This is a genomic window from Rickettsia typhi str. Wilmington, assembly GCF_000008045.1.
GTDB classification, from domain to species: domain Bacteria; phylum Pseudomonadota; class Alphaproteobacteria; order Rickettsiales; family Rickettsiaceae; genus Rickettsia; species Rickettsia typhi.
This window is the reverse complement of the sequence record NC_006142.1, coordinates 185,100-199,053: the sequence shown is the minus strand read 5'-3', so window position 1 is coordinate 199,053 and position 13,954 is coordinate 185,100. Positions and strand designations below refer to the sequence as shown.

Below are 13,954 nucleotides of genomic sequence, written 5' to 3'. Positions count from 1 at the left end.
TTGATACTGCAATCAAATCGCGATCTGACATTGTAACAACCTGACCTGTGCTATAACAGTTATTGCTGCTGTTTCAGTACGTAATATATTACTTCCTAAACTTATAGATTGTGTATTCTTGTATAAGGCAAGAAGTTCCAACTCATCATTAGTAAATCCTCCCTCCGGTCCAATAATAATAGCTATATCATTAGCAAGTAATGACGAAATGCGTAATATAGAATTTTTGACTTTTTCATGTTCATTAGCATATAAAATCAAATTATTATTCTTTTTAAGATAATCTTTTAGTGTAATAGCGTGTTCAATAATCGGTGGATTAAGACGTTCTGATTGTTCTGTTGCCTCAATCACACATTTTATTAAACGCTCTATATTTACTGTTTTAAATTGACACCGACTAGTAATTAATGGAATAATTTTAGTTATACCGAGTTGTGTAGCCATATTTATTATAAGCATTAATTTATCTGATTTTATTATAGCAACAGCAAGGGTTAACGCAGGTTCTATATAAGCTTTTTTTAACTGTTCTGTAAGTACAACAGATATGTTATTTTTACCTATCTTAGTAATGTGTGCTAAAAATTCTCCATCACTACCATTAAAGATACGTAAGGAATCATTGATTTTAAGACGTAGCACCGTTTTAACATAATGAACATTATCACGTACTAATTCTATCTTGCTATTTTCTGCTAAATGACTATTAATATAGATACGATTATATTTCATATATACTTGGATGAACTTAAAATTTGCTACATCGTTTTTGTAAGTACTATAGATACTAAAGTGTTAAGTAACTCCTTACACTCCTAGGCTTACAAACTCTTTGATCATTTCCAAGTTGATTTAGGTATATCAACTCTTCACCTTCATAGGAGTTTTAATTATGGACGATCAAAAAGTTAATAATAATATAGTAGAAGAAGAAAATTTATCAAAAAAAAAAGAAATTGGTGGTATTAAAGGTCTAGAACCAACAAGATATGGAGACTGGCAACATAAAGGTAAAGTCACGGATTTTTGATGTTATCATTTCAGCATACTAAAATTCTACCATATAAACCAAAAAAATTGTTTGATTTGGTTTGGGATATAAAATCTTATCCTCAATTCTTACCTTGGTGTGCTGCAGCTAGAATAATTTCAGAAAATAATCAAGAGGTTATTTCAGAATTAGTAATCCAATTAAAAGGCTTGTCAGAAAAATATCATTCTCGAGTTATCAATAAAATAACAGATAATGGAATATATCTAATTGATACAGTAGCTATTTCAGGACCTTTTGAATATTTAAAAAATACTTGGCAATTTATTCCACACTCTACAGGAACTGAATTGAAATTCTTTATTGATTTTAAAATGACATCCGTAATACTGGATAAATTAATCGGTAGTTACTTTACAATAGCAACTAAAAAAATGATTGTAGCTTTTGAAAAGAGAGCGAGAGAGGTTATTAAATAAGTAGCTAATTAATTATTAAGTGGCATCAATAATTAACGCTTGACATTTATTTTTAAATACCGTATTTTATGATTATTAAATAATAATAGGTTAAATGATATATGGAAAAGTTTGAATTTGTAAATAAAACAGAAATTCCTACACATACTATAAATAATACATCATTTGCACATTTAGGAGTAAATCTTGCATATAAGACAGATGATATAAGTAAATATCTTGCAGCAGCATTAATGACAGATGGTAATAATTTAGTAGGTACTGGCTTTGAAATACTTGCTGCTTCTTGTGATAGTTTAAATACAACGCAATATGGTTATAAAGCTGTAGCCTTCATAAATAAGGATACTAAAAACATTCATATTGCTAGTGCTGGGACAAAACCAGATATAAATGACATATGGGATGATGCACTAATAACTTGTCATTATGCTCCTAATAAATTAAAAACAGCACAAAAATTTGTTGATAAAATAATTGCCAAAATAGGAGGAATTGAGAAAGCTACAGAATATACTTTTGATACTAGTGGCCATTCACTTGGAGCAATAGTTGCAGATTTAACAGGAGTAGAATTACATTCTCGTAATTTAAATTTTAATAAATCCGTAACATTTGACAGCCCAGGTTCACAAGAAGTAATTAAATACGCTATAAATCAAGATTTATTTACAGGAAAAGTAATAACTCCAATAGAAGAACTAGCTAAACATTCTGAGGTATATAATGCAAAACCTAATATTATTAATACTACCAATCAGCATGCAGGTCAAATAAACTTAGTGCTACCGAAAATAAATAATGAGAATTCAGAATCATCAAAAGCAGTAGGATGGGGGGAATATTTATATAACATTGCAGGTTCTGTAGTTTATAAAGTTGCAGAATATCTAAATATTAATAAAATGTTTGAAGGAATAAATAATCATAAACTGAAGCATTTTGCTGACTTACAAGATAGCACTGTTATACCTATAGCAAATTGGGAAGAACAAATATTAGAAAATAACGAATATACTCAAAAACTTAAAGCTATTCCATCTACTGGCAATGATGTATATTTACTTGAGACCAATCGAATTACTGATGATGAATATACTAGTATAATTGGAGTAGATGTATTTCATTGGGCATATAATGATTTGCAACAATCTTGTGCTATAGCCGCGGTGGGACAAGTAGCTAATTTAATACCAATTCTATGTTAGATTATATTGTTTTTAGTATTACTAGATTAGTACGCAGTGGAGCTCATACTATTTCAGATATAGTGGAATTTTGTACTAACACTATTGATAGTATTTCATACACAACTCATGAAAGTATAGAAGACCCTAACCTAAAGGAACAGGATATAGAAGATGATTTAGTAGAAGTATCTCTAATTGGGCAGTAATATTTATCATTATTGATAAATAGTTGCTATATGGTTATAGATTTTAAAAATGTAGATATGTTGAAACGTAAAGATTCTAAACATATTAACAATAAAAAACTTGTTTATATATGGTTAGGCCTCGCATCTAAATATTTTAGATCTTTAAATCTAGAGAAACATTAAATGTCAATAAATAATTAATATATTTTGGTCTTAGAAAAACGGACTACTTACATGTTTGAATTTATATAGAAACTTAGGAAAGTGTATATTGCATTTCCGGCAAAATTCAATATATGATTATTATACGACTTACTGATCACCATTCACTATTGACATAATCACTCCACTTCAGGATTTTGTGAATGAAGTAATTAGCAAATCGGAATATTTAAGCCATAGAATATAGTGTTAATACTAGCGAGAGCAATAATTGCATATTTAATCTCTTTTCTAACAATTCATCAAAACAGATAATTGCAAGCACTATCAAAAATTTCTTTAACTGGAAATAATAAATCCAACAGCAAGGTTGGCTATCTATACCAAAATACAAGTTAAAACATAATCTATTATATTACTAAATAAGAATTTAGTTACAAAATATAACTATCACCATCAAAAGCATACATATCAATATTTATATTATGCTGCGAATTCTACTCAATTAAAAGTTAACAAAGAATTAATTGGATAGTTGAAGTCTTTAAGACAATAATAGTAAGAAGAATAAGTCGATTTGAAAGAGAATATTAAGATTATTCTGAGATACTTCTGAATCAGGCATACAAAAATAGGCTAAAAATACTCTAATTTATATAATCTAAGTAGTTCAAACTGAAAGCAGAGCCATTATTATTAGTGAATATGTATTATTCTAGTCAAGAATATACTCTCAGATATATAATTATTATAAAGTATATTAAGCATTTATAAATCACATCTTTCACATTTTAGAGCTGCAATATTCATAAAACTTCTTACATAACATTGCTAATAAGCAGGCGTTAGAATGCAACACAAAAACATTTACCCAGTATGTGGATACTTTAATACGTTAGTAAGATGTAAGAATAGGAGTAACTAAGAAATTACCTATAGAAGAAAAGAAGCAAGTGATATTAAGAAATCTATTATTTTTTATTGAGAGCAACTAAATAAATTTCTGTAGATTCGCTACGGCTAGAGACAGGTTTAAAATGTTTTACAGTCCTAAATTCACGTTTCACTTTATTTAATAATGCTGTTTCTGCACCTCCACGAAAAATTTTAGCAATAAAATGACAAGATGGTTTTAGTACTTTTAAAGCAAATTCAAAAGCTTGTTCACATAATAGTAAGGTTCTAATATGGTCTGTCGCTTTATGACCTATTGTATTAGATGCCATATCACTCATTACTAAATCCGCCTTACCGTCTAAACCATGAATAATTAATTCTTCCGTATCTTTTTCAAAAAAATCCTTTTGTAAAAACTCAACTCCAACAATAGGTTCAATTTTCAATAAATCGATAGAAATTATTTTATTATTTAGGTTATTATCTGAAGCTTTAATAAGCTTAGAGGCTACTTGACTCCATCCACCAGGAGCTGCTCCTAAATCAACAATTTTCATGTTAGGAGTAAAAAGTCTAAACTTGTCATGGATTTCAAGTAGTTTATAAGCAGCTCGAGACCTAAAGCCTTCAAGACGTGCTTTTGCAACATACGGATCATTTAATTGACGCCTAAGCCAATTACTAGAAGAGATTGGCCGTTTTTTAGCAGTTTTTACTCTAACGATTTTATTTCGATAACCACTTAAATTATTTGTCATGAAATTTTATTATTTTCTTGAGCTATTTTGTCTAAGATTGAATTTACAAAACCAATCTCGTGTTCATTTAACAAATCATTTGCTATATCTGTATATTCGTTGATTACTACTTTAGCAGGAGTAGTAGAACAAAATAATAACTCACATATACTAACACGCAATAAAGCTCGGAGTAAGATTGGCATATGTACAGGATCTTTATCATTTGTTAAATGATTGTCGATAATTTCGTCTAATTTATTAATATTTTCAAATACTGACTTTACCAGCATTTTAAAATGACTTATACTTAATGATATCTTAAAATTCTTAGGTAAGTCTATAGAATTACTGTGATAACAAGCTAGTATATTTTGCATAATATCATACATATCATAGTTATTTTGCAATATATTTTGATAAAGAGCTTGCACTGCTGCAATACGTGCAATAGACTTTTTATTAATTTTATTTGTACTCATAGATAAAAGAAATTTATAATTTTTGTTATTGTGAATAACTATTACATCCAATGTCATACCGTAACTTGACCAAGGTATCCAGAAAAATTAAGATTGGAGCCAGTGATTAAATCAAGAATGATATAATAATTCACAAAACAATATCAATCATAATGACTAAATTATACCTATAACCTTGCAACTTATATCTTAAAATAATTTATTAGTAAACTTATAAAATTTTTATGCTCTCTCTAATTGGGTTTATTATAACCATCAGTATCTTAGTGTTTATTCATGAATTTGGTCATTATTGTATTGCTCGATATCTTGATGTAAAAGTGGAGGAATTCGCAATAGGCTTTGGTAAAGAACTAATAGGTATCACAGACAAAAAAGGCGTTAGGTGGAAGCTTTGCTTTATACCGCTAGGTGGTTATGTCAAGATTTATGGCTATGATCATAGAATGATTGATCAGACAACAGAAGTGAATAAAAAAGTAACTTTTTATGCTAGATCTTGTTTAGAACGTTTTGCAATAGTTGCAGCAGGTCCGTTAATTAATTATTTGCTTGCCGTAATAATATTTACAAGTTTTTATTGTTACTTTGGTAAAACAGAGATTCCTCCTATAATAGGTGATGTAGTTGCTTCATCACCAGCAGAAAGAGCTGGGTTAAAAGAAGGCGATAAAATAGTTAAGGTTAATGATAAATATGTTAAGGATTTTGTGGATGTACAAAAAGAAATATTAATTAACGGCTTTAGCTCTTCTACTTTAACTATAGCAAGAAAAAGTGTAAAATTTACAGTTAATATAAGGCCACAAGAGATAATTATATCACATCCAGCAAAAAAGAAAGTGGAAAAAACTTTTCGCATCGGTATTATAGCTAAAAATGAACCTATCCATACTAAAATAGGGCTTTTCGGAGGAATTTGGGAAGCTATAAATACTACTATAGATATTTCTACTTTAACTCTAAAAGCAATATCACAAATAATTTTAGGAACACGTCCATTAGATGAGATAGGAGGGCCTATATCTATTGCTCAAGAGTCAAGCAAATCTATAGCAAGTGGAGCCCAAATGTATTTATTATTTATAGCAATGCTTTCGATTAATTTAGGGTTATTAAACTTACTACCTATACCAGTGCTTGATGGTGGACATTTGATATTTATACTCTATGAAGCAGTCACTGGTAGATTACCTAATCCTAAAACTAGGAATATTTTACTACAATTAGGCGCAGCAATAATAATGTTGCTTATTATAATCTCTATTTCCAACGATATAAAAAATTTGTTTTATTAAATTACAGATTTGCTTGCTCTCATTGATATTATCTACTATAGTGGAGTACGTTCATTATGTTTGAATGCACATATTACAACGTGACTCAATCACTTGCTCCAATATAGACAAAGACTGTATCACGAGAGTAAATCGCATTATGACTATATTCATGTGCAATCCATGCTAAAAAAAGACATCGCATTTAAACAGATCAATTAAAATTAAATCTTAAAGAAGGTTTTAGTAGGTGAAAATCATATCAATTAGTAAGTTAACAATTTTATTATTAACGGTTTTTTATTATCATATTTCATTCGCTGACGATGTAATTCGAAAAATAACTATCAAAGGTAATCATAGGATTGAACGTTCTACTATTGAGAGCTATTTAAAGTTTAATGTAGGCGAAACTTACAATAATTCTAAAGAAGATGAAGCAATAAAACGTTTATATGCCACTTCACTTTTTAAAAATATAAATATGTATATAACAAATGATGGTAATTTAATAGTCAATGTTACTGAAACGCCTTTTATAAGTAGTGTAGTATTTAGCGGTAATTCTAAAATCAAAACTAATATACTCGCTAAAGAAATTTATACAATGTCTGGTGAATCTTTGAGTCAAGCTAAAATAGAATTAGATGTAAAGAAAATATTAGAGATATACAAACGTAGCGGACGTTTTTCTACTAAAGTCATACCTAAAATCAAAAATCTAGAAAACAACAGAGTGAAGGTTATTTTTGATATAGCTGAAGGACCAAAAACCGGTATTAAATCTATTTATTTTAGCGGTAATGAACATTATAGCGATTCAGAACTAAAATCTATTGTCTTAACTAAAGAATCTCGTTGGTTTCGTTTTTTAGAAAATAATGATACTTACGATCCTGATAGAGTAGAGTATGATAAAGAATTACTGAGAGAATTTTATCAATCTGTAGGTTTTGCAGATTTTAGAGTAATTTCAGCATCAGTAGAACTCAATGATACTAAAGAATATTTTACACTCACCTATTCTATTGAAGAGGGAGAAAAATATAGATTTGGTAATGTTACAATAGATAATAAATTAACTAATATAAATATGAAATATCTTAATAAAATTGTTAATATTAAGCAAGGCAAAATCTTTAATATGAAGAAAGTTGATGATATAGCTGAAAAAATCGGAGAATATTTTACAGCGAATGGGTACTCTGCAGTAAACGTTTATCCAGAGATAAAGAAAAATGATAATCATACTGCAGATATTAAATTTATTATTGAGAAAGGCGATAAGGTTTATATTAATAAAATTAATATTATTAATAACCTTAAAACTGAAGACCATGTTATAAGAAGAGCATTTAAAATAGAAGAAGGGGATGTAATTAACCGTTCATATATTGAAAAAGGTGAGCGTAATCTTAGAAATTTAGATTATTTTGAAAAAGTATCAATTAGCTTAGCTAAGACTAAAGCTAAAGATAAATATGATGTTAATGTTGAAATTGATGAAAAATCAACTTCTTCTATAGGTTTTGATTTAGGATATAATACTGCCGGTGGTTTATTCGGACGGTTTTCTTTTCTAGAGCGTAATTTAGTTGGTACCGGCAAACTACTGAACGCTGGTGTGCAAGTAAGTAAAAACAGTACAAGCTATTATGGATGTATTACTGACCCACACTTTTTAGATCGTGATTTATCACTTAGCGTTAATGCATTTCGAAATTATACCGGACGTGGTGCAAGTGTATTAAATACAACAGATCAAAGCTATAAATTACACTCTATAGGAGTTAAAATCTCTCTTGGTTATGATATGAAAGAGGATTTAAGTCATGAAATAGATTATTTAATAAAACGTGACATTTTAAGTGCACCATCACCATCAAACTCAATATTCTTAAATGAGCAAATGGGGAAATTAATTACTTCTGCTATAGGACATACTATTACTTATGATCAAACTGATAACAAAATTGTTCCCAAAAATGGTTATTTAGTCAGCGGGACACAAGAATTTGCTGGTATTGGAGGCGATAATAAATATATAAAACATGAAATTGAATGTAAATATTATAAATCTTTTATACATAACAAAGTTACTTTAAAACTATCTGCTGCTGGTGGTGATATGGCAGGTCTTGGCGGCAAAATTGTTAGAATCTCAGATCGTTTTAATTTAGGTGACTATAGTTTAAGAGGTTTTGCAAGTGGTGGTGTTGGGCCTCGTGAAAAAAACACTAATGAAGGACTTGGTGGTGAAAAATATTATACATTTTCTACAGAGCTTAATTTCCCTACTCCTACACCTGAGGAATTTAATCTTACAGGTGCAGTCTTTATAGATTTAGGCAGCGTTTGGGGAGTCGGTCTAAATAAGAAACAATATAAAACTCCAAACGGCTTTTATAACGATAAATCGCTTAGAGCTTCAGTTGGTTTCGGCTTTATTTGGGTAACACGTTTTGCACCGATTAGAATGGATTGGGGGTTCCCAATTAAGAAGAAACAGTACGATGATACACAGAATTTCCATTTAAGATTTTCGACACATTTATAAATATACTAATTTCATCACATAACTTCATATTACTCTTGTAAAAGCAAGGGTTAAGTAAAACAACCTTAATGATTGTATAAAATTACATAGTATCCTGACTTATGACTTATATACTCTCAGAGTAATAAAATATTTCAGCTTTGCCGATGTAGCTCAGCTGGTAGAGCGGTGCATTCGTAATGCGTAGGTCTGGGGTTCAAATCCCCACATTGGCACCATTTTTCAATAAAACCATATCACTATTATATACGTACTAAATATGATATACTAATCATAATATTTCATAATCATTAATTAAAGTCCTTTATCTAAAACACTGCAGCGGATTAAAAAAATTCTTGTATTAGTAATAAGTCAGGAATGAGTTGGTGTTTAGGTCTGTAATATTTGATATGGTGATAATATAATTTATTAACATATCAAAATATAAAGAGATGCTATTGTAAAAAATAGCATTATCAAGGATAGAATTCAACACAAATTAAATTGGAAAAGGTACGCTAAAAGGTAGATTAGTTAATCACGCATGGTTTAACAACCACTATGTTTTAATGAATCTTGTACAAAAGATGAGAAAGTTTTCTTTTGATCTATTATATAATAAATGGAATATAAGACATTAGAAAATTATGAAAAATAATACTGAAGAATTAATACAAGCAGTTTCAATACTTAAAGCTTTAAGAATTTTAGCTTATAGCTTTAGCAAAACAATTAACATTATAACTAATTTGTTTAATAATTTAAAAAGTAAAAATGATATTATATAAAACTAAAGAGACCTTAAAGAAGTTTGCATATATGGAAAAAAGAAAGTGAATAAAATATATAAAGATACTTATTTAAGCCTTAAATCGCTGAATATTTAGCAATTTCTAATATGGTGATAGCGAAAATAAGGTATCTAAAAGTAACAATAGTAAATGAGCATACTTTTTGGCGTGGTGAGAGTAGAAGATATCATTGACCTTAGCATTTTTTATTGTTTTTATGATTTTAAAGTGTATTGCGCAGGAACACAACAAGTATTTTAAATGCTATTAAAAATAATAATACTTATATTCTAGCTGGATAGATATCAGATTCAGTCATAACTCACTGTTTTTATTACTTCACTATTATCTTTTTTCTTGGAGGAATATAAATTGTTTCATCTTTATGATCCGAAACCTTTTCTAGAAGTCCAATGAAACGATCTTTATTAGGTACTAACTTTACTATTGCCCACCCCTCTTCTATTGCTTTCTTGATGCGTTCTATATCAGCTTTATGCTCTGAAAAAGATATAACCTTTTGCGTTGGATTTTGCATACGATAAATCAATTATATAGTTATTATTTGCTAAATATAAATAAAACGATTACCTTATATTAGAGTTTATCCGAATAAATAGTTTAATTAAAAATGAAAATTTATACAACAATTTTTTGTCTGAAACATTTATTTCTATCAATTATTAACTATTATTAACTTATATTGAATTTGTAAATTTATGCCAAACAATGATTTGAAAAAACTGCCACTTTCTAAAAAGCAACTATTGGCTTTTTTCGGTATGATTGTCGGGATGTTTATGTCAGTACTTGATATTCAAATTGTTGCTAGCTCATTATCTGTAATAGCTTCCGGTCTTGCTGCTTCAAGCAATGAACTTTCTTGGATTCAAACATCGTACTTAATAGCTGAAGTGATCATTATTCCTATTACCGGATTTTTAGCAAGGTTACTTTCAACCAGAATCTGTTATTTTATTGCATCTTTAGGATTTACTATGATGAGCGTATTATGTTCACTTGCAAATAATATTGAATCTATGATTATCTTTAGGGCATTACAAGGATTCTGTGGAGGTGCTATGATACCGCTAGTCTTTAGTACAGTTTTTATCATTTTTCCTGCATCACAACGTCCTACCGTTACTATCTTAATTGGACTGATCGTAACTGTTGCCCCTACTTTAGGACCTACGCTCGGTGGATATATTACAGAAATTTTATCATGGCATTTTATGTTTTTATTAAACGTCATACCAGGTATTTTCGTATGCACGGTAGTATTCTTATATGTGGATTTTGATAAACCAAATTATCAATTACTAAAAAATTTTGATTTTCTTGGTATATTATTAATGTCTTTAACTCTTGGATTATTACAGTATGTTTTAGAAGAAGGAAATAAAGCAGGTTGGCTTGACAATAAGCTAATATTATTCTTAAGTATTACAGTAGCTTTAGGTTTTATTTTATTAATTATTCGAGAATTAACATTTATTAATCCAATTTTAGATTTAAACACATTCCTTTATAAAGACTTTACTTTTGGCTGCATCTATTCATTCATTTTGGGTATCGGGTTATACGGGACAGTGTATATATTACCACTATTTCTCTTTACTATTGCTAAATATGATACATTACAAATCGGTGCTACTATGATGGTAACAGGCGTAGCGCAATTTTTATCTGCACCACTCGCCGGTAGAATGTTAGGGCTAGGTATCGATTCACGCCTTATGCTTACTATAGGACTAGGAGGATTCGCACTTGGATGTCATTTGAATAGTTTTCTAACCACTGATTCTAAATTTGCTGCCTTTGTACTTCCTCAATTTATTAGAGGGTTTTCCTTAATGTTTTGTTTTATACCAATTAATAATATAGCTCTTTGCAATATGCCCAAAGAAAAAATAGCTAACGCTAGCGGACTTTATAATCTTACTCGTAATTTAGGAGGAGCAGTAGGACTTGCAATAATTAGTACTATACTTAGTAACGATACTAAAATCTTTATGCAATATTTATCAGAAAATATATCTTATACTTCCATAATGGCATTAACAAAACTAGATTACTATACTGAATTATTAAGCTGGAAAGTTCTTAATCCTGAACAAGGAGCATATTTGTTATTAGCAGACAAATTAAATAATGATGCTTTTGTAATTGCAATAAATAATATATTTAATATGATAGGATTATTATTTATATTTATAATGCTACTAATACCTTTTACTTCAAATATTGAATTAACTGGAAATGTTAATGTTCACTAAAATTAAATTTATATTATATTTTCTTTGGTTATTATTAGAAATATGGAAATCAGCTTTCTTAGTGATCCAAATAATTTGGCAAAACAAGATAGAGATAGATCCGATTTTTGAATGGATTGACGCATCAGAATTACAAGGAATCGGTGTAGTAATTTATAGTAATTCAATTACATTAACACCTGGTACAGTAACACTTGATATAAATAATAATATGCTATTAGTACATGCACTGAATAAATCATCAATTACCAATCTCAAAAGTGGCAAAATGATTAAAAAAATCAAAACAGCTTAAAGTATGAAAATGGTATCAGATATTAATGCTCTAAAATATAAAAAAGTTTTGCTTAAAGTTTCAGGCGAAGCTTTAATGGGAAACAAACAATTTGGGCATGAATATGAGGTAATAAAAAAGATTGCCGAAGATATTAAAGAAGTCATTGATTTAGGCTTAGAAGTTGCTATCGTAGTTGGTGGCGGGAATATTTACCGTGGGATTAATGCAGCACTCGTAGGTATGGACCGAGCCTCCGCAGATTATATAGGTATGCTTGCAACAGTAATAAATGCTTTAACATTACAAAACGTTATGGAAAGCCTAGGTATTTATACAAGAGTTCTCTCAGCTATTCCTATGATGAGCGTGTGCGAACCTTATATTAGACGTAAAGCTAAAAGACATATGGAAAAAAAACGTGTAGTAATTTTTGCTGGTGGCACTGGTAACCCATTTTGTACGACTGATAGTGCTGCAGTACTTCGTGCAATCGAAATGAATTGCGATATTTTATTAAAAGCAACGCAGGTAGATGGCGTATATGATTCCGATCCTAAAAAAAATCCTAATGCTAAAAAATATTTCACTATTAGCTATAAAGATGTTATAACTAATCACCTGCAAGTTATGGATACGGCCGCTATTGCAGTTGCAAGAGAGAATAAATTACCTATAAGAGTATTTTCGATAAAAGAACATGGAAATATTGCTAGAGTAATACAAAATAAAGGCAAATATACAACAATTGAGGAATAATATAACACTAATTCTGTGACTTGATTTCTGGTATTAGTGGAGAGTATATTACTTTTTAGATACTGTGCTCAAGTAATGAGATAATACTGGATTTGTTGCTCAATACACATAAAATGACACAATGATACTTCTGAATCAACACAACAATATATTTGATTTTTGTAGTAATGATATGGATCAATAAAGATGGAAAAAAATAATTTAAAGAAAATTTTACAAGAGAAGATGGAAAAAGCTATCAAAGTTCTCGGTAATGAACTGAAAGGACTACGTACCGGTAGAGCTTCTGTTAATTTTCTTGATAGCGTAACCGTAGAAGCTTATGGGAGCAAAGTTCCACTTGCACAAGTTGCCTCTCTCTCAACACCAGATGCACGGACAATTAATGTACAGGTTTGGGATAAATCTATGGTATCTTCAGTAGAAAAAGGAATTACAATAGCGAATCTTGGCTTAACGCATGCAACAGACGGTCAATTAATCAGATTACCGATACCGTCTTTAACTGAAGAAAGACGTAAAGAATTTGTAAAACTTGCTCATAAATATGGTGAGGAGACTAAAATTTCATTACGTAATATTAGAAGAGATGGAATTGAAGAACTAAAAAAGTTAGAAAAGGATAATATTATTGTAAAAGATGAGTATCATAGCTTATCTGAACAAGTACAAAAGTTAACTGATGAATATAGCAGTAAAGTTGACTCAGCAATAAAACAAAAAGAACACGAAATAATGACTGTTTGATACTTATTTTAGTTTTATTAAGTAAATTGGTCTTTCGCAACCTATAGCTTAACGGTATTGTATATAAAATATTAATTACATCTATCAAGTAAATGTATAATGCATGTAATAATCTAAAACGAAAATAAAATTATTTAATTCAAAAAATTATCTTAGAAT

14 protein-coding genes, 1 tRNA gene and 1 pseudogene are annotated in these 13,954 nt (G+C 29.4%); 12 read left to right on the top strand and 4 right to left on the bottom strand.

The window, feature by feature from the left end:
- Positions 1-12: 12 nt before the first annotated feature.
- Positions 13-735 carry a 16S rRNA (uracil(1498)-N(3))-methyltransferase gene (locus tag RT_RS00795; RefSeq protein ID WP_011190630.1) on the bottom strand — a complete coding sequence of 241 codons (723 nt, stop codon included), beginning with the start codon at positions 733-735 and terminating at the stop codon, positions 13-15.
- A gap of 60 nt (positions 736-795) precedes the next feature.
- Between RT_RS00795 and RT_RS04575 the strand changes: the two are divergent.
- The 4 genes and pseudogenes from RT_RS04575 to RT_RS00780 all read left to right on the top strand — a co-directional run bounded on the left by RT_RS04575 (position 796) and on the right by RT_RS00780 (position 2,869).
- Positions 796-1,033, top strand: a pseudogene (locus RT_RS04575) (DUF1674 domain-containing protein).
- Positions 1,033-1,473: a type II toxin-antitoxin system RatA family toxin gene (locus tag RT_RS00790; protein WP_011190629.1), complete on the top strand. Its 441-nt coding sequence runs from the start codon at positions 1,033-1,035 to the stop codon at positions 1,471-1,473. Before RT_RS04575 ends, RT_RS00790 begins: the two are co-directional and overlap by 1 nt.
- 101 nt (positions 1,474-1,574) lie before the next feature.
- Positions 1,575-2,681, top strand: coding sequence for a hypothetical protein (locus RT_RS00785; RefSeq protein WP_011190628.1), 1,107 nt, complete (start codon positions 1,575-1,577; stop codon positions 2,679-2,681).
- Positions 2,675-2,869: an RP165 family protein gene (locus RT_RS00780; protein WP_011190627.1), complete on the top strand. Its 195-nt coding sequence runs from the start codon at positions 2,675-2,677 to the stop codon at positions 2,867-2,869. The genes RT_RS00785 and RT_RS00780 overlap by 7 nt, the downstream gene beginning before the upstream one ends.
- 1,115 nt (positions 2,870-3,984) lie before the next feature.
- Here the strand turns inward: RT_RS00780 and RT_RS00775 are convergent.
- A complete protein-coding gene (locus tag RT_RS00775; RefSeq protein WP_011190624.1) occupies positions 3,985-4,668 on the bottom strand; it encodes an RlmE family RNA methyltransferase in 684 nt (227 codons plus the stop codon).
- Positions 4,665-5,129 (bottom strand): transcription antitermination factor NusB, encoded by a 465-nt coding sequence (gene nusB / locus RT_RS00770; protein ID WP_014419403.1) that lies wholly within the window; start codon positions 5,127-5,129, stop codon positions 4,665-4,667. Before nusB ends, RT_RS00775 begins: the two co-directional genes overlap by 4 nt.
- Before the next feature lie 224 nt (positions 5,130-5,353).
- On the opposite strand from nusB, the gene rseP reads away from it, so the two are divergent.
- The 4 genes from rseP (at position 5,354) to RT_RS04515 (ending at position 9,733) form a co-directional block, all read left to right on the top strand.
- Positions 5,354-6,427 (top strand): RIP metalloprotease RseP, encoded by a 1,074-nt coding sequence (gene rseP / locus RT_RS00765; RefSeq protein WP_011190622.1) that lies wholly within the window; start codon positions 5,354-5,356, stop codon positions 6,425-6,427.
- A 229-nt stretch (positions 6,428-6,656) separates the two neighbouring features.
- Positions 6,657-8,963: an outer membrane protein assembly factor BamA gene (gene bamA / locus RT_RS00760; protein WP_011190621.1), complete on the top strand. Its 2,307-nt coding sequence runs from the start codon at positions 6,657-6,659 to the stop codon at positions 8,961-8,963.
- A gap of 142 nt (positions 8,964-9,105) precedes the next feature.
- Positions 9,106-9,181 (top strand) — tRNA-Thr (locus RT_RS00755).
- Between the two features lie 411 nt (positions 9,182-9,592).
- A complete protein-coding gene (locus RT_RS04515; protein WP_011190620.1) occupies positions 9,593-9,733 on the top strand; it encodes a hypothetical protein in 141 nt (46 codons plus the stop codon).
- Between the two features lie 337 nt (positions 9,734-10,070).
- On the opposite strand, the gene RT_RS00750 is transcribed toward RT_RS04515, so the two are convergent.
- Entirely contained in the window at positions 10,071-10,274 is a 204-nt protein-coding gene (locus tag RT_RS00750) for a DUF2674 domain-containing protein (RefSeq protein WP_011190619.1), read from the bottom strand.
- A 181-nt stretch (positions 10,275-10,455) separates the two neighbouring features.
- On the opposite strand from RT_RS00750, the gene RT_RS00745 reads away from it, so the two are divergent.
- The 4 genes from RT_RS00745 (at position 10,456) to frr (ending at position 13,795) form a co-directional block, all read left to right on the top strand.
- Entirely contained in the window at positions 10,456-12,015 is a 1,560-nt protein-coding gene (locus RT_RS00745) for a DHA2 family efflux MFS transporter permease subunit (RefSeq protein WP_011190618.1), read from the top strand.
- The gene (locus RT_RS00740) at positions 11,999-12,310 is read left to right on the top strand and encodes a monovalent cation/H+ antiporter subunit E (protein ID WP_011190617.1); all 312 of its coding nucleotides are present in this window, start codon (positions 11,999-12,001) and stop codon (positions 12,308-12,310) included. Before RT_RS00745 ends, RT_RS00740 begins: the two co-directional genes overlap by 17 nt.
- Before the next feature lie 9 nt (positions 12,311-12,319).
- Positions 12,320-13,048: a UMP kinase gene (gene pyrH, locus RT_RS00735; RefSeq protein WP_014419402.1), complete on the top strand. Its 729-nt coding sequence runs from the start codon at positions 12,320-12,322 to the stop codon at positions 13,046-13,048.
- Positions 13,049-13,234: 186 nt separating this feature from the next.
- Complete coding sequence (gene frr, locus RT_RS00730; protein WP_011190615.1) at positions 13,235-13,795, top strand: ribosome recycling factor; 561 nt, start codon at positions 13,235-13,237, stop codon at positions 13,793-13,795.
- Positions 13,796-13,954: the final 159 nt, after the last annotated feature.